This is a genomic window from Aminobacterium mobile DSM 12262, from assembly GCF_000526395.1.
Lineage (GTDB): Bacteria > Synergistota > Synergistia > Synergistales > Aminobacteriaceae > Aminobacterium > Aminobacterium mobile.
On record NZ_JAFZ01000001.1, the window covers coordinates 44,911 to 69,813 of the forward strand.

Below are 24,903 nucleotides of genomic sequence, written 5' to 3' on the forward strand. Positions count from 1 at the left end.
TTTTTATTTCCCTTTAACTTTGAAATAGCCACCCCAGCACCCTTTAACATCTGAAATACAGACAAATCCCTGGTCACCGATAATTTTTGAAATAGGTGCGATATCGGAACGATGACAAATTACTTTCGCTACCAGGCGTAACCCATCTTTTCCATGACCAATCAGAACTGTAGCGCCAAAACCTTCCGCTCTGATTCGATCTATAAGTGTCATGGTCTCCTGATTTCTCTCCAAGATAATATCAAGAGTCACAAAAGCATTAAGGAGTTTTTCCTCCAATAGAGATCCTATAAAATTTCCCGAGCCATATCCTGCTGCGTATGCAATAAGTTGAGGGAAGGTTAATGTTCCTCCTCCACCGAGGATGTAACCTAACACTGACATATAGATCATTACTTCCAGGAAACCTATACATGCTGCCAGACGGCGCCTTCCTCTGACGAGAAAGAGAATCCTGACGGTCCCCAAACTAACATCTGCAATACGTGCACTAAATATAAGGAGGAGTCCCAGCCAGTCCATATAAAATCATTCTCCTGTTCATGCGTATTGTTATGGCAAAAAGAGGCGGACAGAATAGAGCTGTCCGCCCTGAAATATATTTACTGTTTTTTATCAGAAGCCGGCTCTTTTTCTACCAAAACCACTCCATACTCTTTGCGAAGTTTCTCTGTTTCTTCAGAATAAACCTGAGCACGTTTATCACGAAGGAGGTTGCTCTCGACCTGAGATTTCACTTCTTCAAAAGAACGAATTTTCCCTGGTTTTGTATCTTCAAGTCTAATGATATGCCAACCAAATTGGCTCTGAACTGGTGAACTGATCTCGCTTTTTTTAAGTTTAGACGCAGCTTCCCCAAATTCAGGTACTACCTGGTTGGTCTGGAAATAGCCAAGATCACCATTCTGCTCTTTCGATGGGCACGTAGAGTACTTCTTGGCAGCCTCTTCAAAAGTTATAGCACCAGACTTGATTTCTTGAAGAACTTTTTTAGCCTCGTCTTCTTCCTTCAAAAGAATGTGACTTGCCCGAATTTGAGCTGGAACTTCAAACTCTTTCAAATGATCCATGTAATATAATTTAGTTTCTTTTTCATCTATTGTCACTCTCTCCAGCAGTTTCTCCACTGCCAGCTGCCGCATAAGCTCTTTCTTTACTCGAGTTAATCTCTCTACAAACACTGGGTCTTCATCAAAGTCCTTATCCTCTGCATAACGAGCAAAAACCTCAAGATTAATCAGTTCATCGAGAACTGCTTTTCTTCCCTGCTCGTTATCATAGTACACCTTCTGTTGTGGATCGAGAGCGTTGATCACTTCATCCACATTCTGCTGCTTAATCTCTACTGTTCCGATACGGGCAAGAACTGTCTGTCCATTATCAGCTTTCGGAGCTGCCTCTGTAGCAAAAGCCACCCCGCCCCAGGCCAAAACAGCAATCAGGCCCGATACACACAATATCTTTGAACCTCTAAACATTTAAAATCCCCTCCATACCATCGCACGATAACAAACGAGACCAGTGTATCACAGCTCTGCTTCGTCGTCATCGAATAGAGATGCAAGAAAAAGGGGCACGTCCTCTGCCTGCATTTCTCTCGTATCTTCCTCAAAATGAACCTCTACAATGCCCTCGGCCGCTTTACGCCCTACTACCACCCTCGCTGGTATCCCGAAAAGATCGGCATCGGCAAATTTTGCTCCTGCACGTTCGTCACGGTCATCAAACAAAACAGCCATACCAGCCTGAACTGTCTCACAATAAAGATCTGTAGCAAGGTGTGCCGCCTCAAGATCTTTCATGGCAGGAACAATAATTTCAACATCGAAAGGCGCTATTCCTGCAGAGAAAGTATTTTTTCTGGATAATGTGGTCATTATAACGTCAAGAGAGAGGCGACCTCTCCAGAGACGGCATTTTCGAGATGTCCCCTCTTTATCTTGATAGAAAAATGGCTCGTCAGGTACTTGATCTAGCCAAAGGTCTGCGACATCGCTCCACCAGCTTTTTTGAAGTTTTTCTCCACAGGCAGGGCAATCCATGCCCGCTTCCAACGTTACAATATCTGCCACCCGTTCACTTGAAAAATCTCGTCCCCACACTATTCCTGTGAGGTGATAATCAGGCCGATTAGCTCCAATTACTACATCACGACACCCAACTACACTTCTATCAGCCACCAGGCATATAGAAGGAGGAAGTCCAACCGGACCAAGGAAGCCAGGCTTCTGTCCTATAGCCCTCACCAACTCTTCTTCTGTAGCAATTCTTACTGAAGTGGCTCCTAAAGAGACTGCTAGTTTCACGTCACTTATATAGAGGTCTCCTCGAAGAAGAACTGCGACCATCTGCCACTCATTCCCTTTCTCCACCATATAGAACATGGTTTTGATCGTTTGGGCCGACGGGATATTAAGAAATGCACAAAGAGCCTCAATGGAACATGTATCAGGGGTATAAACTTCCTTCATTACAGGGGAATCAGCCCCCTGGAAACCTTGATCCCGTCCACTCTCTGAAGTTGTCGTACCATGCCACCCGCAACGAGGGCATATTACACCTTCCTGAGCAAAAGCATGATGAGATTCTTCAAGAAAAACGAGGCGGGATCTCGCTCCTCTCTCACACAGATCCTGCACCTCTTCACAGTCGAGGTTCAAGGAGGACAAGCATTCCTTAATAGAACTGAAAATAGAGTGGGAAATATCTTTCAGAGACATTCCTTCTTCTTCAATACCCCCCAATAAAAGCGATCCTCCGCAACTCTCCACTGTTCGTAACGGAAGATCCCGATAACTTTGTACGCTCCTTCGAAGCAAGTTTTCAAGGCCATGAGGGGTTGCTAAAAGAGAATCAAGCTGCTGCACGTTATCCCCAAGGAAACGTTCCAGGAAAAACCAACATATATTGTCTCGCATAATAGCGCCGAGAGGAAGCAGATTCCACTCCCCATTCCCCCAGCTGAGAGCGTATCCCCCTCGCATTAATCTCACGGCGCCAGGATCTTTCCACCCTTCTGGGGGGTGTTTCATAGTTGGAGCAAGTAGAGATGTCATTCGCATTAAAGGTGTCCTCCCCTATTTTATCGAAGCTATAGTCAAGTACCATGCGTCAACAAGCACAAATACTGATACTGTCAACCTCTAGCTATGGTCGAGTAGCTCTATACTGTATATACGCCATAAGGAAAAGCATAAAAGCCCACACAATATCAAGAACAGCACGTCCCATTTGACCTTTTTGCATCCGCCGAATTCCTGCAAAAGCAAGAACAAGACCACACAATACAATAATAATAGGAGCAAGAACCGTAGCGAAAAAGGTCATGATATTCTACCACCTTCCGTGGAGAACCTCTGAAGCCAAACGTCGGGCTGTAGGGGTAACAGCCAGCCCCCCCCGAGCTGTTTCTCGCAGTGTTTCGGGCATTGCCCTCCCTACTTGCCCCATAGCATCAATTACTTCATCTGCCGGAAGAATAGATTTGATGCCGGCAAGGGCCATGTCAGCAGCCAACGCGGCTACAGAAACAAGTAAACCATTCCTCTTGATGCAAGGAGATTCCACTAGCCCGCCTATTGGGTCACATACGAGGCCAAGCACTGATTTAAAGGTAAGAGACACACTATGGGCAATAGTATCAGGCGCTCCCTTACGAAGGGCTACAAGAGCGGCTGCGCCCATAGCTGCCGCAGCACCACATTCAGCCTGACAACCGCCTTCAGCTCCAGCGAGAGTCGCTCTTGAAGCTACAACAGCACCCACAGCACCGGCTACAATCAAAGCATCTACAAGTTCACTTTTTTCGGAAGCAAAATGATCTCGATACGAAAAGAGAAGGCCAGGCAATATACCGCAACTTCCTGCTGTAGGCGCTGCCACAATACGTCCCATGGCTGCATTATAAGTAGCCACAGCTATAGCTATCTGAGAAGCTCTTAGAACATAGGGACTCGTAAAAGCCTCCGAATTTTGAGATGCAATGTAGGTTCCTATTTTCTCCGCCTCTGGCTTGATAATCTTGCCACTCCAGTTTCCAGAAAGAGCTTCTTGAACAGAAAGAGCCATGTCATCAAAACGGCTTTCCATATCTTTTCGAATCATCTCCACAGAACGCCCTGTCTCTTGCTCCTCTGTCTGATACACACTTTCAACAAAGGAACACCCTGAATTATTACTTAAAGCTACCAAATCTCCTAACGATCTCATCTCGAAGTTCCTCCTTGAGCATAAAGGGGTAATACTCGGATAATAGATGGATGGGCACGTTCCATGGCCTGCTTTACACTGTCGTCAGGAGGCGAAGGCAGATCAAGCTCAATAACAAGAGACGCCATGCCCCCCTTTGACTTACGATACAGACTTAAAGTAGCAATGTTAATCTCCATTTCAGCAAAAAGCTTCGTTATAGCCGCTACAACCCCATGGGTATCGCGATGGATAGTGATAAGAGAAGGGAGTTCCCCAGAAACGCTCACCTTAAAACCATCAATCTCCTGCAGTTCTACAGCCCCTCCTCCAATAGAAGCGCCAATAACTTCGAGAGTCCGATTGTCTTTTCCTGTAAAAACAAAACGGGCAGAGTTGGGATGAGCTCCGTCTACTTCTTCCACATCGAAACGATAATTAAATTGCAGTTCTTTCGCAATAGAAAGAGCATTTCGAAGACGAATATCATCGGGAGCCATACCTAATAGACCCGCCACAAGAGCCCGATCTGTTCCATGACCGTAACTCGTATAAGCGAAACTACCTCGTAAAAATATCTCCACGCTCTCCAGTGGATCTTCTCCCCAGCACGCTAACGCCAAACGACCAAGGCGAGCGGCTCCAGCGGTGTGACTTGAAGACGGTCCAATCATTACCGGCCCAATAATCTCTGTTAAGGACATAGCTTCTCCTCCTCTACGTTAAAATTATCCTTCTCTCCCTTTTGGTAAATTGCCGACAGCTCCTCATAGGTCCTCTTAAGTTTTTCAATACGGGCCTCCCCAAGCTCCGGTTCTTCCAAATGAGAGATTAAATCTGTAAGGGGTATATTTTTAAAAAATTGATTATCGCGACTCGGCGAGGAACAGTAAAAAACATCCCTTAAGATTTGTATATCATTCGGGGTGTGAAAAGCGTCCCGCGTCTCTTCGTAGTTGAAAAGGAAGTAGATTTCTGGGAACCCAGACCACGCTACGGCAGAAAGACACATGGAACATGGCTCATGAGTAGAGAGCAATAGACATTCTTTGGGATCTGGGTGAGGATCAAGTTCAAAGAACTTCTTTATAGTATAAACCTCCCCGTGCCAAAGAGGATTCCACCCTTCATGATTAGTTCCTGCCGTTATTAGAGAAAGGTCAGACCGAAACAATATTGCTGCCCCAAAAATGTTATGGCCGCCAAGAACGGCAACTCGAGTTTGGGGAAGAATATGATCTTCAATAACATCCAACATCCTCCAAAATATCACTTCCTGGTCCATAAACACCCCTCCTTTGAAAGTATTATATCCTGAAGTTTCCTTCTCCTGCATACTCTTCAATAATGAAAATTAAAAAAATTAATAGTTGAATATAGTTGTTATTTGTGCTATTTTCAAATTGATAAGAATAGTTGGCATTTTCAGCCGATTTTGTTTCTTGATCATGACGCCTCGTGCGCGTCGCTTTAAAAGGACCTTCGTAACTGTCTCAACTAAACCTAACCCCGGCACTACACGAGGAGGTGAGTTGTATGAATGCCCTAACAGTTGTGTGGCTTGCTCTCGGGCTTCTTATTGTCGGAGGCGTCCTTTTTATGAAGAAGAAGCGAAGCAATGAAGGAACAAATGACTAAAACTCCTCACTGCAGTGGGCGTAAAAGAGTTTTGCGCCCACTCTAATACCCCTCTAGAGTACGCATTTTTGCTGATAGCAAAATCCTTTCCCCGAGAAGATAATAAAAAATAAAAAGGGGGAGGAGATGAAATGAAGTCACAAAAGATACGCCTCGCTATACAGTTACTATTCCTCGTATTTCTCTCTTGGGTCGGTTTTCAACATCAAAGAGTGGGAGGTGGCCCCCAAGGGGTTCCACCAGTAGATGCCCTTTGTCCCTTTGGGGGATTTGAAAGCCTCTACAGCTATATAGCTACTGGGACGTGGCTGAGACGCATCGCTCCAAGTTCCTTTGTTCTCTTCATTGGTGTTTTTCTTATGACTGTAGTAGTAGGCCGAGTTTTTTGCAGCTGGATTTGCCCTCTAGGTACTTTAGGGGAACTTTCAGCAAAAGGAGCAAGGAAACTTGGCATAGCTCCTCGGGAACTCCCCAACTATATAGATCGTCCTGCACGATATTTAAAATATGGAATTCTCTTTCTGATTATATTTCTTACATGGAAGCTCGGAACTTTGGTATGGAGAGATTATGATCCCTGGGTCGCATGGATGCATTTAAGCGCTGGTTGGGGGGAAATCGCAGGTAAACCTTGGGCTTTCGTAATCCTTTTTGGTATCGTTATAGTTGCAAGTTTATGGATTGAACGATTTTGGTGCCGCTATTTGTGCCCATTAGGGGCTGTCCTTGCTTTGGGGCAAAAGCTGAGCTTTATAAAAGTAAATCGCCAGCCCTCCTCCTGCGTCCATTGCCATCAATGCCATATAGCATGCCCTGTCAATCTCGACCCTGAATCAAAAGAAGTGGAGAAAAGTGGCGAATGTCTTGCTTGCGGAAGATGTACCGACCGATGCCCTGTGGAGAAAACGCTCTTCTTTAGGTGGCGAGAAAAAGTTTTCTCTCCTCTTGCCATAGGCCTTATGGGGTTAGCTCTATTTGGGGGAGTTTACGCTTTCGGGCGACTCAGCGGAACGTGGCTTACCTTTGCGCCAGCTCCTAAAGAGATTTCTCAAGCTAACCCTGCAGATAAAGTTTATGGATGGATGACTGTCAGCCAAATATCTGAAACCGTGGGTTTATCTGAGGAGGAGATTATCGCCATTGCCTCCCTTCCTTCAGACATTCCTCGAGACGTATCGTTGAAAAAGATTGAAGGAGTGGACGATGAAGAAGTGAGAGGAGCCCTGTCGCTTTACTTTAAACAAAAGGGAATTCCGGCGGCAACAACGGGGGAAACGCCGTCAAAGAATCTTCCTAACCCAGATGAGATCAAGGGGTCTATAACATTACAAACCATATCCCAGACTTACAATATCCCTGCTGAAAAGATTCTTGAAGAAGCAGGCTGGCCTCTTGATGCACCAAGAGACAAAGCGCTGAAGGAACTAGCTGTACTCTATAATTCTGAGGTAAGCGTGATACGAGAAGCCATAAAAAAACTTCTAGGAAATTAGTTTAATATAAAAGAGGGAGCTTTTGAAGGCAAAATACGCCTCTAAACGTTGGATTTTCTGCCCAACTTTTGGAGCGCTGAACAAAGTCCCCCTCTTCATCTTATGAACTTCAACGACACGGCTCCATCCCTACAGATACTGATCCATAGCTTCACTCAAAAGATGAATCCCCCGTCGAATTTTTTCTGGTGGCATATTGGAATAGTTAAGTCGCAAGGTATTTTCATGACCGCCGCGAGGGAAGAAAGCTCCTCCGGGAACAAAAGCAACTTTCTTGGCAATTGCTGTTATAAGAAGGTCTCGCCCATTCACACCTTCTGGAAGGGTGATCCAAGAAAATAGGCCCCCCTCAGGCTTGGTATAGGAAACATCGGAAGGGAAAGAAGCCTGAATAGCCTCCATCATAATATCTCGTCGCTTCTTGTAAAGCTCTATAAGTTTCGCTACATGGGCATCAAGATTGTACATTTCCATATAGCTATCAATTTCATACTGGCTCAATGTGGGAGAGTGCAAATCTGCAGCCTGTTTCAAATAAGCGAATCGTTCATACAGCTCCCCTTCAGCACATAACCAAGCGATGCGCATTCCAGGGCAAAATATTTTAGAGAATGTACCCAATAAAACAACATTTCCTGTCTTATCAAGAGACTTTAAAGAAGGAAGCATCTCCCCTTGAAAACGGAGCTCACCGTAAGGATTATCTTCAATTACCACTACGGAATAGCGCGAAATAATTTCTATAAAAGATTTCCGGCGTTGGATAGACCAGGTTTTCCCAGTAGGATTCTGAAAATCGGGAATAACGTAAATTGCCTTTACCCGTTTTTCCTTTTTTAAAGCTTCTTCGAGAGAGTCAGGAACCATACCCTCGTCATCAGTAGCAATCTCTACGTATCTAGGGCTATATCCATTGAAAGCACTGAGAGCCCCTAGATAGGTAGGACTTTCGCAGAGCACCACATCTCCTTCGTCAAGAAGCATTTTGCCGAGAAGATCAAGGGACTGCTGGGATCCTGTGGTTATCATAATATTCTCTGTCGTAAGACGAGTTTTGTACTTTTCGTTCATGCGATTCGCTATTTTCCCACGTAACGGAGCGTAACCCTCTGTAGTAGAGTATTGGAGAGCTTTTGCCCCATATTTCTCTAAAACATGAGCTGTTACGACCTTCATTTCTTCAATAGGGAAAAGCTCCGGAGCCGGAAGGCCGCCAGCAAAAGAGATAATATCAGGGTCCGCCGTAACTTTGAGAATAGCAGCTATATCCGATGCCTGAAAGTTTTTCATTCGCCGAGCAAAAACATTCTTGTCCATAAAAAGCCCTCCTGTCATAAAATAATTGAGGGGCATTATAACAGGAAATCGTCATTTTGGGAAAGAACTTTCTCTATTTAATACAACTAAGGCTCTATTCCTTTTACTTCTTTTCTATGAAGAATTTTATCTGTGGCTTTCAGACCCGAACCAGAAAGAAAAGCCACTACAGTCTGGTCGCGAGAGATCACATCATCAGCTATAAGTTTGGAGAGGGCTGCTCCGACTACGGCACTTGTAGGCTCTACATAAAAACCTTTACACGCCAACATATCAAAAGCTTCCCACGTCTCGCCATCCTCAACAGCGATACACATTCCTTCCGTAGCTCGCACCGCTCCAAGAACCTGACGACCTCGTACCGGATGAGCTGAACTAATTCCCTCGGCTATTGTTTCTCGCTTCTCAATCGGGAAAGGATCCATATCTCCTCTCACAAATCCTTCATAGAGCGGAGCGCACCCCCTGGCCTGTACTGCAACGATCTTTGGAAGGCGAGATATTTTCCCCGCTGCGAGAAGATGGCGAAAAGCAAGATAACACCCTAATACGAGGCTTCCCTGCCCCGCGGGGACAATCACATAGTCGGGGACTGCATATCCCAGCTGCTCCCACAACTCGAAAGCATAGGTTTTAACTCCATGGATAAAATAAGGGCTCCAATTATGGCTCGCATAGTAAAATTCCTGAGATGCTTGCTCTGTAACCAGTGTGGTTTCTTCACGAGATCCAGGGACTTTTACGAGTTCTGCCCCATAGCTCTCAATCTGCACACATTTTCCAGCCGACGTATACGCAGGGACAAAAACTCGACAACGAATGCCCGCCCGGGCAGCGTACGCTGCCATTGAGGCCCCGGCATTCCCTGAAGAATCCTCTATGATCGTCTGGAGCCCATGTTCCTTGAGTTTCGTCATTTGGTAGGCAATGCCGCGATCTTTGTAAGATCCTGTAGGCAAGAGAAAATCCAATTTGAAAAAAATCTTATGATCCTTCCATAGGGCAGGAACAAGAGGGGTTCGACCTTCCCCTAAAGATACAGGTTCCGTCCCTATCTTAAGAGGTAGAGCTTCTTTGTATCTCCAGATCGACAGGGAACGGCGTTTTAGCTCTTCCGGTCCCGGGAAAAATGTTTCATCTATCTCCAACGAGAGAGCCCCTCCGCAAGGGCATCTCCAAAGGCGCAAAATCTCTTCGTACGTTTCATGACACACGGAACATCGCAACATAAAAATCCACCTCCATATGTTACGAAATAGAATGGGAAAGGCAGGGCTTCAATTGAGAAATATCACACTCTTCCACCGCAAGATGATAGTGCTGAAAAACAGAGGTATATTTCAAACCACTACCAGTAAGCACACAAACTACGCAATGATTACTTTTAAGAGCACCATCATGAACGAGGCGTTTCAAGGCAGCCAAAGATGATGCGGAGGCAGGTTGTACAAAAAGTCCTGTTTCCGCAAGCTCTTTTTGCGCTGCAAGGATCTCTTCATCTGATACGGCAAGAGCTACACCGCTATTTTTATTCAACACCCTCAAAACCTGATTACCACTTGGGGGGAAAGGATTTTCTATGGCATGGGCGATAGTGTGAGGATTTGAGAATCGTTCCACTACTAATGATTTTTTTTCAAAAGCTTTCACTATAGGGGAACATCCTTCCGCCTGAACACATACAATGGTAGGGATACGAGCGATAAGTCCTACTTTATAAAACTCACGAAACCCTTTCTCAATTCCACGAATATTGCCTCCCGCACTTGTAGGGACAATTACAAAATCGGGGACGCGAAAAGATGTCTGTTCACAAATTTCAAATGCAATAGTTTTAGAACCTTCTACGCGAAAAGGGACATCAGAGTTCATAAAATAAATCCCGAGTTCCTCTCCTAGACGCAAACTTTCAGAATAAAGACGGGAGTAATCTCCATGAACTCGTATAAGTCGAGGATGGTAGATAGCGATAGGATTCAATTTTTCTGAGGGAATATCGCTACTCACTAATATTGTAGTTTCAACCCCAGTTTTCGCTCCAAAAGCAGCTACTGAAGCAGCCATATTACCTGTTGAGACTGTGCCGATCCGAGAAAACCCCAATATTTTAGCGTGGCGAAGAGCTGTAGCTGTTCCCCTATCTTTAAAAGACCATGTGGGATTTGCCGTTTCATTTTTAAAAGCCACAGCGCCTATTCCATATTTCTTTGCCAGAGCAGGTGTCCATACAAGAGGGGTCATCCCCTCCCCAAGATCAAGTTCGTCATAGGGCTCCCTAAAGGGGAAAAATTCGCCGTATCTTCTAAAAATATTAAAGTACGCTTCTGCTTTAATGGAACCTGTTCCTATCTCCTCCAACTCGAGAGGTTCATTACATTTTGGACAGCGAGAAAATGAGGTACGAAATGGGTAACGAGATTCGCAGACAGTACAGATAAGGGCTTTTTCTGACAAAACAGAATCCCTCCTTCAGGTTCTTTTCCTATGAGGAATTATAACGTAGAAAAAGAGTTGTTTTTCCCTTTTTATCCTTGCATCTAAATTTTTTTCTGTCATACTATCCCTGCTTATGATAACAATAAACTCAAAACCAAATCGGGGAGAGTGAAATCACACAAAAAAACAATTGTAAGGAGGTTGAGGCAGATTGACACGTGCGGCTAAACCTTTGATTCACGTTGAAAATCTGTACAAGAGCTTTGAGGATGGAGACGTTTTGAACGGCATCTCCATTGATATTTACGAAGGGGATTTGGTCTCTATTATCGGACCGTCAGGATGTGGGAAATCAACGTTCTTGCGGTGTCTCAATTGTCTCGAGTACATGGACTCCGGTACTATTACCATAGCTGGCGTTACGGTAAGCCGCACCGGCAATGAAAAGGAGCTGGGCAAACGCTTTCTCACATCCTGTCATCTCATGAGACAAGAGGTAGGAATGGTTTTCCAGAGCTTCAATCTTTTCCCTCATAAAACCGTTCTCGAAAATGTTATGCTAGCCCCTATAGTCGTAAAAAAGATTGGGGAAGCCGAAGCTCGTGAAACAGCCATGCAACTCCTTGCAAAAGTAGGGCTTTCCGAACACATCCATAAGTATCCCGCTACCTTATCTGGCGGGCAGACTCAGCGTGCAGCCATTGCTCGCGCCTTGGCCATGAATCCCAAGGTCATGCTTTACGACGAACCCACATCAGCCTTAGATCCGGAACTGGTTGGAGAAGTGTTGCAGGTTATGAAAGATCTTGATGAGGAAGGTATGACTCAGATCATCGTAACCCATCAGATGCGTTTTGCCCGAAATGCCTCAGACTACATTGTCTTTATGGATGGAGGAGAGATCGTCGAGGTGGCTGACGGCGATGTACTCTTCGAATTTCCTCAAAATAAAAGGACAAAAGAGTTCCTTCGACACCTTACAGAGGATGTAGCGTAAATGAAACGGTTCATATCTTTATTCTTTGCGCTTTCTGTTCTCTTCCTTGCTGTTGCTTCGTCCTCAGCTATGGCGAAAGAGAAGCCCATATTGCGATGGGGTGGGGACACAGAGGGGGGAGTTCCTTACATGTTTTACGACCCCTTCGATATGAATCAGCTTATCGGTTTTGAAGTAGAAATTATGGATGCCATTGCAGACTATCTGGGAATGGAAACAGAATTTGTCCAAAATGGATGGGATAATCTCATTCCAGGGCTCGAGAGGCACTTATATGATGTAGCTATCGATGGTCTGGAAATTACGCCGGAACACAAGAATGTAGTTAATTTCTCTATTCCTTACTACTCCACTTTCCTTCAGCTGGCGGTACGTAAGGGGACAAAAGGCATTACAACCCTTGACGACTGCAAAGGGAAAATAGTGGGAACCCTGAAGCAATCTTATGCGTACTTCCTCTTAGTAGAAGCCGGCATTCAAGACATTCGGACGTACGAAGACGAGATAAACGCATTCAACGACTTACAAAATGAACGCTTAGACGCAACTCTCTTCGATGATCCTGTTGCTGTTTACTATGCAGGATTCAACCCTGAAATCATGTTTGTAGGTCCTCCTATCGGGCGGATGGAATACGGAATTGCTATTCGGAAAGAGGATAAGGAGCTACTTTCAAAAATTAATGAAGCTATTGTCTACCTTCGAGATAGCGGGAAACTTCGGGAAATTTACGGTCGATGGAACCTTTGGAGCCCCATGATGGCCGACATGTTCCAAGATTTCTCGCCCAGCAGAGTGGAACCCGCTATGTTCAACCACTGGGCTGAACATCAGAAACCTCAAATCTCGCTGCAAGAAAGAATCGAGAGATATATAAGCTTTCTTCCAATTCTTGCTAAAGCGGCGGTTATCACTATGAAGGTGTCGATTTTAGCTATGGTCTTAGCCATACTGCTCGGGCTTTTCCTGGCCATGACTAAAATTTTTGGGCCGCCATTTTTTTCTCATCTGGCTATAGGATATATAGAAGCCATTCGTGGGACACCAGTTCTCATCCAGCTCTTCTTTATTTTTTATGGACTTCCCAACATCGGCATAAAGCTAAGTCCATTTATTGCTGGAGTTCTGGGATTAGGCTTAAACTACGCCGCCTATGAAGCTGAGAATTACCGGGCTGGTTTATTAGCGGTACCAAGGCAACAAATGGAAGGCGCTCTCGCTTTAGGAATGACTCGCTGGCAGGCATTGCGCTATGTTGTCTTGCCTCAGGCTGTACGAGTAGCGTTACCGCCAGTCACAAACGATTTTATTTCTCTTTTAAAAGATTCTTCGTTAGTGTCTGTCATAACCATGGTAGACCTTACGAAAGCCTATGGACAGCTGGCCACTACTTACTATGATTACTTCGGGACTGGAATTATAGTAGCCGCTATCTATTTTCTTTTAGGGCTGCCTTTCGTTCGCCTCGCTCGCTGGACAGAGAAAAAAATGGCTGTAGCAGTGCGAGGGAAGCGAAATGGAGGAGGTTCTACCATAGGGGAAAAACCTGGAGCTTATTAAGTACGTTAAAAACTAAACGAAGGGCTGGGTCGGCCGACCCAGCCCTTCGTTTTCTTTAAATAAGTTCTCCTTTAGCGACAGGGATCACATTGCCCCCCACCCATACTCGAATCTGACCTCCGGAATCTTTTGCGGAAATAAATAAAAGAGATGGCCGATGAACTGCATAGCCTTGCTCTACTCGTACATTCTCTATGCTGCTAGATTCCAGGAATCGGTGACGGACCAAATAGGACGCCAAACATCCTGCCCCACTTCCAGTCGCAGGATCTTCCTCCACACCAAAACAAGGAGCCAAAACCCGAACGTGAAGATGATTTGAAGAATGTACCGGTTCAGGACAAAAAGCGAGAATTAATACCTTCCCTGTCCTTTGGATGAAAGCATCATATGCATCTCTATCCAAACGTACACGACTCAAAACATCCCGCCGCCGAAAAGGGACAATAATCGTAGGCAACCCTGTAGAAACCCACTGTACAGGGTACTCTTCCATTATAGCGTCTGATGTGACACCCAACACCGACACTAGATCTTCTGGAGGGTAGATCGGACCAAATTCTGGCGTATTCTGCTCCATAATAAACAGATGCTCTTCCCGTCTCACCTGAATAAGTCCTGCCTTGAGGCTCAGGGCAATAGAATTTGGATTCCCAGGTGCTAACTCTCTTATAATAACAGCAGCTGTCCCCAAAGTAGGGTGACCAGCGAAAGGGACCTCCCCTGCAGGTGTGAATATCCGAACTGGATAACCGCCGTTAAGAGGTTTATCGTGAAGGATAAAACTTGTCTCCGAGTAGTTCATCTCTCTGGCAATTTCCAGCATATCCTCGGTAGAGAGATCTCCTGCATCGCGAACTACAGCTAAGGGATTGCCTGCATATTTCTTCTCCCCAAAAACATCAACAATGTAAAATTCATGCTTTTTCATAATCCAACCCTCCTTTCTTATGACAAGCAACATTTAAATATGGTCTTCTACATACCTTAACATATTCTTTTATGTCGTAAGCTCTCTTTTAAGCGGGAATCGTGAAAAAATGTCCTTGACATTTCTTGACGAGTAGAGTAACACTATAACTATATTTCGTAACACAAATCTTAAAAATCTTCAGAGGGGGATACAAAAAGTGAAGGATCACAAAATGTGGCGGAGTTTTGTTTTTGCCTCGGTTTTATGTAGTATCTTCTTTATGGCGACCTCGTCATGGGCTCATTTCCAAGTTATTCTACCTGATCAAAATATCGTAACTCAAAATGGGGTTAAAGATATCAATATTTCTCTGCTTTTCACTCATCCTTTCGAGCAGCATCTCATGGACATGGAAAAGCCCGCACAGTTTGGAGTGTTAGCACGCGGAGAAAAGACAGATCTTTTATCAACCCTTACGTCCGAAAAATCTAAAGACAACATGAGAACGTGGAAGGCAACATATCAGATAAAACGACCTGGTGACCATGTTTTTTATGTAGAGCCTGCTCCATATTGGGAACCTGCTGAAGATACATATATTATCCACTACACTAAAACTGTGGTCAATGCGTTTGGCATGGAGGAAGGATGGGATGAAACCGTCGGCCTTCGAGCAGAAATTATACCTCTGACTCGTCCCTATGGCCTTTGGGCAGGAAATGTTTTTCAAGGGAGAGTAGTTGTAGATGGGAAGCCAGCAGCGGATCTCGATGTAGAAGTAGAGTTTTATAACGACAGCCAAGACGTAAAAGCTCCTGCCGATCCTTTCATTACGCAAGTGGTTCGAACAGATGATCAAGGAGTGTTCACATACGCTATGCCGTGGTCAGGTTGGTGGGGCTTTGCTGCTCTTGCGGAAGCGCCAGAAACAAAGAAATCTCCAGACGGCACAAAGGACGCAGCTATTGAGCTCGGAGCTGTTTTATGGGTAAAGACGGTGAATAGAAACTAATGCATATAGCTGAAGGTGTACTTTCTCTTCCTGTTTTAGCTACAGGAGCTGCAGGTGCAATTGCAGGCATTGCCATAGGGCTTAAAAAGATGGATATGGAGACGGTTCCTCGAGCAGGAATCGTCTCTGCTGCTCTTTTTGTAGCATCACTTATACATGTAAACTTAGGAGCTACCAGTGTCCATCTTGTCCTGAATGGCATAGGAGGTTTGCTTTTAGGTTTTTGCCTTTTCCCCGCCTATGTAGTTGCCCTTTTTTTGCAGGCAGTCTTATTCCAATTTGGTGGCATTGTTGTTCTCGGAGTCAACACATGTACGATGGCATTTTCAGGAGTCCTTGGAGGATTGATGGGGCGATATATTCTTCGAGTCGGTTGGTCTCCATGGCTAGCCGGCGCTACAGCAGGAGCTGTAGGAGTTATGGGAGCGGCATTGTTCACAGCTACTGCTTTAGCGGCCAGTGGTGAAGCTTTTTTCACCTCGGCTCGCCTCATTCTCATAGCCCATGTTCCAATCATTGCCATAGAGGCGAGTGTGGGCGCTTTCATTATGATGTATGTGGCCCGAGTTATGCCATTTGTAGTGGAGGGAATGAAAAGATGAAAAAACGGTCTCTGGTAATAGCCTTGGTCTTCTCTTTATTTTTCTTGCCAACAGAAGCCTTGGCTCATAAGCTTAATGTCTTTGCCTACTTTGAAAATGGAGCTATTGTAGGAGAGGCCTATTTCAATGATGGCGCTCCCGTACAAAACTCTCCTATAAAGGTGGAAGAAACTTCTACTAATAAGCTTCTTGTTGAAGGAGAAACAGATGAAAGGGGACAATTTTCAATACCCCTTCCTACCGGAAAATATGCTGAAATTAAAGTTTCAGTAAGTGGGGGTATGGGACATATGGGGCAAACAACCATCGACTTGACACCCTCCTCCTCTTCAAGTACATCCATAGAAAAAGCGGAAGAAAAAAACAGTGATACGAAAAGAGAAATTTCTACTTTCTCTTCGGAGATTTCTGAGGAACAGTTTTCTCAGCTCGTCCAGAAAGCTGTCAAAGCAGAGACCGCCCCTCTTCGAGAGGAGCTCTTCCAACTACGGAAAGAACTTTCAAAGCCAAAGTTCACAGAGATTATAGGTGGGATTGGTTATATTATTGGGTTAGTAGGGGTTCTACTTTGGATCGGAGGACATCGAAGGCATGCACAGTAACAACCTGCCATCTTTAACGTACGATTTTAACTCTTCAGAGAGTTTTTTAACCAGAATACCGGCAAGTGCCAAGATCATGCTGGTCTTGGCCTTTGCCCTTTGTATAGCCTTGCTCTCATCTGTTTCAGCACAACTTTTTCTTCTTGGCTATAGCTTCATGCTTATTTTCCTCGCTAAAATTCAACTACGAGCCCTCATAAAACGCGTTCTTTCCCTTGACGGCTTTCTTATCTTCCTTTGGTTAACATTGCCTTTTTCAGGGCCTCATGGTGTAGAGTTAGCGCTCTCTATCACTATTAGAACCCATGCCGCTGTTTTCGCATTTATGGCTCTTTTGGGTACGACAAGTATGGGAGAGTTGCTCTATGGGCTCCGAGCCCTGGCTATTCCGCAAAAGCTTGTTCTGCTACTTCATTTCACATATCGATATGCGAGAGTTTTTGTAGAGGAAGCCGAAAAAATCTATACGTCCATGACCCTTCGCATGTTTCATCCATCTCTTTCCCTTGGAACACTCCGATCCTATGGAAACTTAATAGGGATGCTTCTTGTACGGAGTATCCTTCGGAGTGAACGGGTTGCTCACGCCATGGAATTAAGGGGATTTGATGGTTCTTTTCATTTTCTTGAATCTCCAGCATCGCCCAAAGAAGGGGACAATTTTCGTTTAGGAGTCCTTTACATCCTTTTAGCGGGGTGCTTCATTCTATGACATCTTTTCTCTCTCTCCAGAACATATCTTTTGCTTATCCTAGCTCTGAACCTCTTTTCTCTCGTCTTAACCTTAATCTTTATCGAGAGGGAAAAATATTTATACGTGGCCGAAATGGCGCTGGAAAAACCACGCTTTTTTCGCTAATTATGGGACTTTTAAAACCTACAGAAGGATCTATCCTCCTTGAAGGAAATCCGATTAAAACAAAAAAAGACATTCGCCATCTCCGGCGAAAAGTAGGACTCTTATTTCAAGATCCTGATGATCAGCTTTTTTGTCCAACCCTTCTTGATGACATCCTCTTCGGGCCTCTCAATTTAGGAATGGAGAAAGAGGAAGCCATGGACTCTGCCATGAAAGCTATGAAAGTTTTAAATATTGTTTCCCTTGCTTCGTACCCTCCTTATGCCCTTTCTGGGGGACAAAAACGCTTGGGAGCTCTTGCTGCGCTTCTTTCGATGAAACCAGAACTGCTTCTTCTCGACGAGCCCTCTAACGGTCTTGATGAAGAGGCATGGGAAAACCTCGTCTCCGTTTTACAAAAACTCCCTATAGCCCTCGTAATAGCCTCCCATGATATCCCCTTTCTAGAGCAGGTAACTCATAAAGGCTACGAAATGAAGAAAGGGTACCTCCTCTCCTTGAATTAAATCTTGACAACAATCCTCCTCTATGTGGTATTATTGCCACATAGAGGAGTGATAGATTTGGAGGCAAAACTACAACGAGAAAAAGCTGCCGTTCTTAAAGCGTTAGGGCACCCTGTTCGCCTTTCAATTGTAGAAATCCTAGCGAAAAAAGAAATGTGTGCCTGTGAGATTGCAGACCTTTTCCACTTTGATCGGACGACAATTAGTAAACATCTAGCACTCTTGCGAGATCTCGACATTATAGAGGATCGTAAAGATGGTTTGCATATTTATTATTCCTTAAAGATGAATTGTTTGGCCACATTACTTCAGTGTATTGAGCACGTAGTGCAGGGGCATCCCATATCTGGATATCACCATGCTCCCTGTTTTTGTGCCATGAGAAAGGAGACACAAGATGAAGATACAAATACTGGGAACAGGCTGTCCAAAGTGTAAAAAACTTGCGGAAATGGCAGAGAAAGTTGCAACAGAACTTGGAGTCGACTTCGAAATTGAGAAGGTGACAGACATTAAAGAAATCATGTCTTTCGGAGTTATTGGGACACCAGGCCTTGTTGTAGATGGAAATGTTTTACTCGCGGGACGAGTTCCCACAGAAGCAACGCTCAAGGAACTCTTGCAAAAGGCAGTAAAATAACGTAAAAAACTCCCCGATGGCTAGCATCGGGGTTTTTAAGGCTCTTTTATGTGAAGATTTCGCCACTTAAAATACAGGGAGGACGTTTATAATGAGCGACCGGAAAAAGTTTCTATGGATTATTCTAGCTTTCTTGTTCTTTTATTTCTTACCTGGGGATCACCCTCGAGTAAAAGGAGCCGCTATTGAGTCTATAGCCATGCTCCACGAGTATGCAAGACAACATGTACTTCTTTGCCTCGTTCCTGCTTTTTTTATAGCTGGTGCTATTTCTGTTTTTATAAGCCAGCAAGCCATAATGAAATATTTAGGAGGCAAGGCTAAAAAAGTGGTGGCCTACACTGTTGCAGCCGTTTCCGGAACCATCCTCGCCGTATGCTCATGCACCGTCCTCCCTCTTTTTGCAGGGATCTACAGTCGCGGAGCTGGAATTGGACCAGCTTCCGCTTTTCTTTACTCTGGCCCGGCCATTAATGTGCTTGCTATTATTCTCACCGCCAGGGTTCTTGGCATAGAAATGGGTGTTGCCCGTGCTATAGGGGCTATTTCCTTTAGTGTCATTATTGGCCTTCTCATGGCCTTTTTCTTCCGTAAAGATGAAGCCATTCGACAGCAGGGATTTGCTGAGCTTCCTGTGGGAGAACCAGCACGATCTCTATGGCAAACGACTTGGACTATGGCAAGTATGGTTATTTTTCTTGTCTTTGCCAACTGGGCAGCTCCCAAAATAGATTCTGGCATCTGGGCAGGAGTATATAGCACGAAATGGGTCATTGCAACCTTGGGGCTTCTGTCCACTCTCTTTGCTGCAAAAAAATGGTTTTCTCAAGATGAACTGACCGAGTGGCTAAATGCTACATGGGGATATGGCTTACAAGTTTTCCCCCTTCTCTTTTTGGGAGTTCTATTCGCTGGTTTTCTCCTTGGTCGACCGGGCTATGAGGCTCTTATCCCAAGTCGCTATATTGCAGCTCTCGTAGGAGGGAATTCTATAGCCGCTAACTTTTTTGCATCTGTAGCAGGAGCCTTTATGTATTTTGCTACACTAACGGAAGTCCCAATTCTTCAAGGCCTTATGGGGGCAGGGATGGGGAAAGGGCCAGCTCTCGCCCTTCTTCTGGCTGGTCCGGCTCTCTCTCTCCCCAATATGCTGGTTATCCAAAACATTATGGGTACTAAAAAAACGGTCGCCTACGTAAGCCTTGTCGTGTGTCTATCTACTTTTGCGGGGATTATATATGGAGCTTTTTTCTAGCGTTTTTGATGAATGGGAAGAGGTGTAAAAAACATGCTGCTCTACAGGCTCCAAGATCTTCATTGTCAAGGATGCGCCTCTCTGATTGAAGCAGAGATCATGACTATTTCTGGAGTTATCGGCGTGAAATTTGACTTTGATACAAAAATATTAAGAATTGAAAATGATGGAAGTAATCTTGATCAAAAAGTCGAGGACATCGTGAGCCGTATAGAACCGAGCGTTACAGTAACATCCATTGACGAAAAAAATATCCCTTCCCCCAGTGTTGCTACTTCTGGTTGGTTCCTTCTTCTGGAACGCTTTGAAAAAGAAGGGAAAAGGCTTGGAGCAGCAGCCTTCATTTTTACCATAAGCCTCATCTTCAGGAAACGACTGGCAGCCACACCCTACGGCATTGGAGAATACGCTTTTTTTCTCACTGCCTATTTTTTGAGCGGCAGCGAGGTACTTTTGAACACTCTGAGGAATTTAAAAAACCGGAGAGGTCTTGATGAATTCTCCCTCATGTCAATAGCAACCATTGCCGCCATATCTATAGGAGAGCTGCCAGAAGCTGTAGCCGTTATGCTCTTCTATAGCACAGGAGAGCTACTCCAAGAGATATCGGCTTCAAAATCTCGCAACTCCATACGATCTCTCCTCGCAGCTCGACCACAATATGCCCAGGTTCTTCGCAAAGGAGCAGAGATAAAAGTAAAACCTGAGAACGTTCATATAAATGAATTGATCTTTGTGCGACCTGGCGAAAAAATACCTCTGGATGGAATTATTGAGTCAGGAATATCCCAAATAGATCAGTCGCCTCTCACTGGCGAACCAGTACCTATACGAGCAGAGCCCGGCAAAAAAGTATACGGCGGGAGCATTAATTTGCGAGGGGCCCTCACTATTCGTGTGTCCTCCCTCTTCGAAGAGACAACTATTGCTCGTGTCCTCGAAATGGTGGAATTTGCCGTAGCCAGGAAATCGCCCACAGAACGTTTTATTACAACTTTCGCCAAATATTACACTCCGGCAGTAGTTCTTGGTGCTTTAGCGGTGGCCGCAATTCCCCCCTTATTCGGCGCTGGAACTTTTACGAACTGGGCATATCGAGCCCTCGTGCTCCTCGTTATTTCTTGTCCCTGCGCTTTAGTGATCAGCATTCCTCTCGGCTATTTTGGAGGAATCGGTGCTGCCTCACGTCGAGGTATTCTCATTAAGGGCGGCAATATCCTTGATGCCCTCTCTTCTGCGAAGATCATTGCCTTCGATAAAACTGGAACCCTTACAGAAGGAGTTTTCAAGGTAACAGACATTGTCCCCCAACAAGGCGTTTCGGAAGATGAGCTCATTTCTCTGGCTGCCTCTCTGGAAAAGGAATCAAACCACCCTATAGCACGCTCTATTGCCGACGCCACAGATGTGAACACATTGCAAACTCCAGAAGGCCTCGAAGAGATGGCGGGAAAAGGGTTGCGAGGCTTTATTAAGGGACAGCCTATTCTTGTGGGGAACTCAAAACTTCTAGCAGAAAGTGGCTTCAAAAACATCAAGGATCCAGAACAGGGAACTGTTGTTCATGTAGCCCAAGGCCATAGATATTTAGGGTACATTACTGTATCTGACATTATTCGTTCTGATGCTATGCATGCAATGCAAGCCCTTCGTGAAAGTGGCTTATCCCAATTTATTGTGCTTACAGGAGATACGGACAGCGGCGCAAAATGGGTTGCTCAAAAGGTGGGAGTCGACAAGTACATTGCGAACTTGCTCCCTCAAGGCAAAGTTTTGGAACTCAATAAAATCAAAGCCCAATTGGGATCCCGAGAAAAAATCGTTTTTGTAGGGGATGGCCTCAACGATGCTCCAGCATTAGCCACTGCCGATATTGGCATCGCCATGGGCGGATTAGGTTCCGAAGCTTCAATAGAAACAGCAGATGTTGTTATTTTAGACGATGCTCTTTCTAAAATTGCAGACGCTCTTCTTCTTGCTCGGCGGACTCGAAAAATTGTCTGGCAAAACATTATACTTGCCCTTGCGACTAAAGCCTTTTTCATAGCCCTCGGAATAGCCGGCATTGCGGGAATGTGGGAAGCTGTGTTTGCGGATGTAGGCATTGCCTTACTAGCTGTCTTGAACTCTACACGAACGATCCATTGCAAATGAAAAGTAGATTTTATGTTTGAGAAAGAGGAGGTTACACATGAATTGGAAAGAAGCACATCAAGAAACAACTGTCTGTTACTGTAAAAACGTGAATAAGCAACAGATTCTTCGTGCAATAACAAATGGAGCTAAAACACTACAAGATATTCAAAGCATGACTGGAGCCTGCACAGGGAACCAATGCGCTACATTAAACCCTTCTGGGATATGCTGTTCGAAAGACATTAATGAGCTCTTGGCTATTTATATTCCTATCTTTGAAAAGCTTTCCAGTGGAAACTGCGGTTGAAAAAAATAGAAATACAAGTCTCGTAGAGGCTTCAAGATTATAAGAAGCAGGGAGTGGCTTACGTCTCTTTCTGCTTCTTGCTCTTTAAAATTTCCTGACACCAGACTAATGCCTGGTCATAAATTCCCTTATCAGGACAATAGAGGCGAAGAATCGTCTTGTTTTTTTTCTTTAACCCTATAACCCGCCATTTCTCAAAAGGCTCTATAGTTTCCACATTTTGCCAATAGACTCTCTTCTCCGCTTTTTTATTCATGTCGATACGACCTACAGGGAAGGGGCGAACAGTGAAGAGTGGCACTTTAGAAAACGCCTGTCCACGAACTGTAGTGTAAAGGATCCCATCATTATCAAGATAATATTTCCCATAGAAACGATTCCCGAAAAAAAGCAGGGCTATACATAAAAACACGCCTGCAAAGAGGGCCGCTGCAATACCGCCTGCTTGTAATGCGTACGCCAAAACCAAAAAATTGAAGGAATGACTGGCACTTACTATGACAATAAGGGCTATGCCTGTCACTACGATCCATATAAAAAGAAAGAACACGACAAATTCCACAAGAACGAAGGGATTTGAGAGCATGGGAATTCCTACCTCCCAGCCGAATTCCTTTATTTCATTTCCTCTAGGTATCGTTCCCGGCTCTCGTTCCAAAATATCTTTTAATTTAGGTGCCATTAACGTCTCCCCCCTTTTGCTACCCTCCCAGGCCAACGCCAATAAGACGACCAATTACATAGGTTACTCCTGCAGCTGAAAGACCAAAAAAAATTTGTCTCAAGCCAGAAAAAAGAAGACTTTTTCCAGTAACGAGAGTAATGCCGGCCCCAACAAGAAAAAGGCCAACTGTACTTAATAAAGCACTTGTGGCAACTGCTGGAAGCCCCTCTATAAAAAAGAAGGGGAAAACAGGAAAAACAGCGCCTAAAGAGAAAAGGAGAAAAGAAGTTATTGCCGCTTCCCACGCTGAACCGCCAAGTTCTTCAGGATCAATTCCAAGCTCTTCTCGCGCAAGGGTATCAAGAGCAGTGTTTGGATCAGAAATCATGTGATATGCCATCTGATGGGCTTTTTCAGGAGCAATCCCCTTAGCCTGATAAATAAGAGCGAGCTCCTCCATTTCCTCTTCCGGGCTTTCTTCCAGTTCCTCTTTTTCAATACTGATTTGATGTTCATAAAGTTCCCTTGAACTCTGAACAGAAAGCCACTCTCCCAAAGCCATAGAGATAGCCCCCGCCAAAAGCCCAGCCAACCCGGTAATGAGTATAGAATGGGCGCTCATCTCCGCTCCAGCAACACCCATAACGAGGCTTAAATTCGAGACAAGCCCATCGTTAGCCCCAAGAACTGCCGCACGAAGAGCATTCCCACCCGTAGCCGGATGGCGCCCTTCAAGACGAGCAACAGCTCCTCCTTCAAGCCCCTTGCCTTCCCGAGACAGTACCCTGAAAATTCGTGAGTGAGATCGTTCCTGAACAGCCATAGATTGGGCAAGAGAATCGTTTTGCTCAGAATAAGAAGATCCCGCCCTGCTTTCTATAGCCGCAACAGCGGGAAGGATAAATGATGTCCCAAATATCTTAGAGAGGAAGGTATACGTGCGTAAGCGCCAGCTCCTTTTAAAAACCGGAACCACGCCTCCCGCCTCTTCTATTCTAGTTATCCATTTGGAAGCGTGGTTCCTTTCCGTTTCAGCCAAGCGCTTATAGATTTCTATAAGTGCTTTATTCTTTTCATGAGCAGCCATTATTTCATAAAGTTCTGCAGCCTCTAGCTCTTCGATAAGATTCCTTTTATATCGTTTCAGATCATCTGGCGATGTCATTTCTCCCTCTCCTTCCATACATAAAAAAGACGCCCTTATTGTACTCTCTGGGGGGGGAGGGAAAAAGTCTATTCCTTGAAAACAGGCAAATTCCCGAGGTAAATCAAATCTTCTTTATCATAGCCCCCTTCTTCAAGAAGGACGGCCACTTTAGCGACAACAGTACACTGAACATGTGACAGCAATCTCTCCAGAGCTTTCAATGATCCTCCTGTAGAGACCACATCGTCTACAATACAAACTCGCTTGTTCGTTAATTTTTCAGCATCTAGACCATCGAGAACAATAATTTGAGGCTCTCTGGTAGTAATGGACTGCACCTTTTCAATAACCGGGTTCTTCATATACCCCTTTACCGACTTCCTGACAATTACGTAATTAATACCTAAACGTCTGGCAATGGCGTGAGTTAAAGGAATTCCCTTGGCTTCAGGACATACAAGGTAATCGATATCATTTGGCAGTTTGCGATAGAGGTCTTCCGCCGTCCGCTCTATAAGCTCTGTATCGCCCAACATGACAAAAGAAGCAATCACAAGATCATCGCTAATTTTTACTTTTTTCAAGTGCCGAGTTAAACCTGAAATATGAAGCTCATAGGTATTTTCCATAA

General features: G+C 44.7%; 28 protein-coding genes. 14 read left to right on the forward strand and 14 right to left on the reverse strand.

All coding sequences use genetic code 11. The features are described 5' to 3' along the window. Positions 1-3 precede the first annotated feature (3 nt). The 7 genes from K360_RS0100220 to K360_RS0100250 all read right to left on the reverse strand — a co-directional run bounded on the left by K360_RS0100220 (position 4) and on the right by K360_RS0100250 (position 5,473). Positions 4-522, reverse strand: coding sequence for a DUF2179 domain-containing protein (locus K360_RS0100220; protein ID WP_024821175.1), 519 nt, complete (start codon positions 520-522; stop codon positions 4-6). An 80-nt stretch (positions 523-602) separates the two neighbouring features. Further along, the gene (locus K360_RS0100225) at positions 603-1,478 is read right to left on the reverse strand and encodes a peptidylprolyl isomerase (protein WP_024821176.1); all 876 of its coding nucleotides are present in this window, start codon (positions 1,476-1,478) and stop codon (positions 603-605) included. Positions 1,479-1,526: 48 nt separating this feature from the next. Continuing rightward, positions 1,527-3,062 (reverse strand): YbaK/EbsC family protein, encoded by a 1,536-nt coding sequence (locus K360_RS0100230; RefSeq protein ID WP_024821177.1) that lies wholly within the window; start codon positions 3,060-3,062, stop codon positions 1,527-1,529. A gap of 85 nt (positions 3,063-3,147) precedes the next feature. Beyond that, positions 3,148-3,327 (reverse strand): hypothetical protein, encoded by a 180-nt coding sequence (locus K360_RS0100235; protein WP_024821178.1) that lies wholly within the window; start codon positions 3,325-3,327, stop codon positions 3,148-3,150. A gap of 6 nt (positions 3,328-3,333) precedes the next feature. Continuing rightward, positions 3,334-4,209, reverse strand: a complete 876-nt coding sequence (gene sdaAA / locus K360_RS0100240) for an L-serine ammonia-lyase, iron-sulfur-dependent, subunit alpha (protein ID WP_024821179.1) — start codon at positions 4,207-4,209, stop codon at positions 3,334-3,336. Continuing rightward, positions 4,206-4,892 carry an L-serine ammonia-lyase, iron-sulfur-dependent subunit beta gene (sdaAB, locus tag K360_RS0100245; protein WP_024821180.1) on the reverse strand — a complete coding sequence of 229 codons (687 nt, stop codon included), beginning with the start codon at positions 4,890-4,892 and terminating at the stop codon, positions 4,206-4,208. Before sdaAB ends, sdaAA begins: the two co-directional genes overlap by 4 nt. Next, positions 4,883-5,473: a nucleoside deaminase gene (locus K360_RS0100250; RefSeq protein WP_024821181.1), complete on the reverse strand. Its 591-nt coding sequence runs from the start codon at positions 5,471-5,473 to the stop codon at positions 4,883-4,885. The genes sdaAB and K360_RS0100250 overlap by 10 nt, the downstream gene beginning before the upstream one ends. A 251-nt stretch (positions 5,474-5,724) precedes the next feature. On the opposite strand from K360_RS0100250, the gene K360_RS11265 reads away from it, so the two are divergent. Beyond that, entirely contained in the window at positions 5,725-5,826 is a 102-nt protein-coding gene (locus K360_RS11265) for an LPXTG cell wall anchor domain-containing protein (protein ID WP_156923291.1), read from the forward strand. A 131-nt stretch (positions 5,827-5,957) separates the two neighbouring features. After that, on the forward strand, positions 5,958-7,319 hold the full coding sequence (locus K360_RS0100260) for a 4Fe-4S binding protein (protein ID WP_024821182.1): 1,362 nt from the start codon (positions 5,958-5,960) through the stop codon (positions 7,317-7,319). 129 nt (positions 7,320-7,448) lie between these two features. Here K360_RS0100260 and K360_RS0100265 read toward each other — a convergent pair whose 3' ends face one another. From K360_RS0100265 to thrC, 3 genes are all read right to left on the reverse strand, one after another. Continuing rightward, complete coding sequence (locus K360_RS0100265) at positions 7,449-8,636, reverse strand: aminotransferase-like domain-containing protein (protein WP_024821183.1); 1,188 nt, start codon at positions 8,634-8,636, stop codon at positions 7,449-7,451. 86 nt (positions 8,637-8,722) lie between these two features. Beyond that, a complete protein-coding gene (locus K360_RS0100270) occupies positions 8,723-9,865 on the reverse strand; it encodes a threonine synthase (protein WP_024821184.1) in 1,143 nt (380 codons plus the stop codon). A gap of 19 nt (positions 9,866-9,884) precedes the next feature. Continuing rightward, positions 9,885-11,090, reverse strand: a complete 1,206-nt coding sequence (thrC, locus tag K360_RS0100275; protein ID WP_024821185.1) for a threonine synthase — start codon at positions 11,088-11,090, stop codon at positions 9,885-9,887. A 193-nt stretch (positions 11,091-11,283) separates the two neighbouring features. On the opposite strand from thrC, the gene K360_RS0100280 reads away from it, so the two are divergent. Together K360_RS0100280 and K360_RS0100285 are read left to right on the forward strand one after the other, a co-directional pair. Next, a complete protein-coding gene (locus tag K360_RS0100280) occupies positions 11,284-12,069 on the forward strand; it encodes an amino acid ABC transporter ATP-binding protein (protein WP_024821186.1) in 786 nt (261 codons plus the stop codon). Next, on the forward strand, positions 12,070-13,629 hold the full coding sequence (locus K360_RS0100285; RefSeq protein WP_024821187.1) for an ABC transporter substrate-binding protein/permease: 1,560 nt from the start codon (positions 12,070-12,072) through the stop codon (positions 13,627-13,629). Positions 13,630-13,684: 55 nt separating this feature from the next. Here K360_RS0100285 and K360_RS0100290 read toward each other — a convergent pair whose 3' ends face one another. Beyond that, positions 13,685-14,560 carry a PhzF family phenazine biosynthesis protein gene (locus K360_RS0100290; RefSeq protein ID WP_024821188.1) on the reverse strand — a complete coding sequence of 292 codons (876 nt, stop codon included), beginning with the start codon at positions 14,558-14,560 and terminating at the stop codon, positions 13,685-13,687. A gap of 199 nt (positions 14,561-14,759) precedes the next feature. Here K360_RS0100290 and K360_RS0100295 point away from each other — a divergent pair, with 199 nt between their 5' ends. The 10 genes from K360_RS0100295 to K360_RS0100340 all read left to right on the forward strand — a co-directional run bounded on the left by K360_RS0100295 (position 14,760) and on the right by K360_RS0100340 (position 22,461). After that, positions 14,760-15,554 carry a DUF4198 domain-containing protein gene (locus K360_RS0100295; RefSeq protein WP_024821189.1) on the forward strand — a complete coding sequence of 265 codons (795 nt, stop codon included), beginning with the start codon at positions 14,760-14,762 and terminating at the stop codon, positions 15,552-15,554. Then, on the forward strand, positions 15,554-16,156 hold the full coding sequence (gene cbiM, locus K360_RS0100300; RefSeq protein WP_024821190.1) for a cobalt transporter CbiM: 603 nt from the start codon (positions 15,554-15,556) through the stop codon (positions 16,154-16,156). The genes K360_RS0100295 and cbiM overlap by 1 nt, the downstream gene beginning before the upstream one ends. After that, positions 16,153-16,758 carry a hypothetical protein gene (locus K360_RS0100305; protein ID WP_024821191.1) on the forward strand — a complete coding sequence of 202 codons (606 nt, stop codon included), beginning with the start codon at positions 16,153-16,155 and terminating at the stop codon, positions 16,756-16,758. Before cbiM ends, K360_RS0100305 begins: the two co-directional genes overlap by 4 nt. After that, a complete protein-coding gene (gene cbiQ, locus K360_RS0100310; RefSeq protein WP_024821192.1) occupies positions 16,748-17,470 on the forward strand; it encodes a cobalt ECF transporter T component CbiQ in 723 nt (240 codons plus the stop codon). The genes K360_RS0100305 and cbiQ overlap by 11 nt, the downstream gene beginning before the upstream one ends. Further along, positions 17,467-18,123 carry an energy-coupling factor ABC transporter ATP-binding protein gene (locus K360_RS0100315; RefSeq protein WP_024821193.1) on the forward strand — a complete coding sequence of 219 codons (657 nt, stop codon included), beginning with the start codon at positions 17,467-17,469 and terminating at the stop codon, positions 18,121-18,123. The genes cbiQ and K360_RS0100315 overlap by 4 nt, the downstream gene beginning before the upstream one ends. Positions 18,124-18,171: 48 nt before the next feature. Continuing rightward, on the forward strand, positions 18,172-18,561 hold the full coding sequence (locus tag K360_RS0100320; protein WP_245587064.1) for an ArsR/SmtB family transcription factor: 390 nt from the start codon (positions 18,172-18,174) through the stop codon (positions 18,559-18,561). Beyond that, the gene (locus tag K360_RS0100325) at positions 18,521-18,763 is read left to right on the forward strand and encodes a thioredoxin family protein (RefSeq protein ID WP_024821195.1); all 243 of its coding nucleotides are present in this window, start codon (positions 18,521-18,523) and stop codon (positions 18,761-18,763) included. Before K360_RS0100320 ends, K360_RS0100325 begins: the two co-directional genes overlap by 41 nt. Before the next feature lie 91 nt (positions 18,764-18,854). Continuing rightward, the gene (locus K360_RS0100330) at positions 18,855-20,018 is read left to right on the forward strand and encodes a permease (RefSeq protein WP_024821196.1); all 1,164 of its coding nucleotides are present in this window, start codon (positions 18,855-18,857) and stop codon (positions 20,016-20,018) included. Between the two features lie 33 nt (positions 20,019-20,051). Then, a complete protein-coding gene (locus K360_RS0100335) occupies positions 20,052-22,172 on the forward strand; it encodes a heavy metal translocating P-type ATPase (protein WP_024821197.1) in 2,121 nt (706 codons plus the stop codon). 37 nt (positions 22,173-22,209) lie between these two features. Continuing rightward, on the forward strand, positions 22,210-22,461 hold the full coding sequence (locus tag K360_RS0100340; RefSeq protein ID WP_024821198.1) for a (2Fe-2S)-binding protein: 252 nt from the start codon (positions 22,210-22,212) through the stop codon (positions 22,459-22,461). A 58-nt stretch (positions 22,462-22,519) separates the two neighbouring features. On the opposite strand, the gene K360_RS0100345 is transcribed toward K360_RS0100340, so the two are convergent. The 3 genes from K360_RS0100345 to K360_RS0100355 form a co-directional block, all read right to left on the reverse strand. Continuing rightward, complete coding sequence (locus tag K360_RS0100345; RefSeq protein WP_024821199.1) at positions 22,520-23,143, reverse strand: hypothetical protein; 624 nt, start codon at positions 23,141-23,143, stop codon at positions 22,520-22,522. A 19-nt stretch (positions 23,144-23,162) separates the two neighbouring features. Further along, on the reverse strand, positions 23,163-24,290 hold the full coding sequence (locus K360_RS0100350; protein WP_024821200.1) for a VIT1/CCC1 transporter family protein: 1,128 nt from the start codon (positions 24,288-24,290) through the stop codon (positions 23,163-23,165). A gap of 68 nt (positions 24,291-24,358) precedes the next feature. Further along, entirely contained in the window at positions 24,359-24,901 is a 543-nt protein-coding gene (locus K360_RS0100355; RefSeq protein WP_024821201.1) for a phosphoribosyltransferase family protein, read from the reverse strand. Positions 24,902-24,903 lie beyond the last annotated feature (2 nt).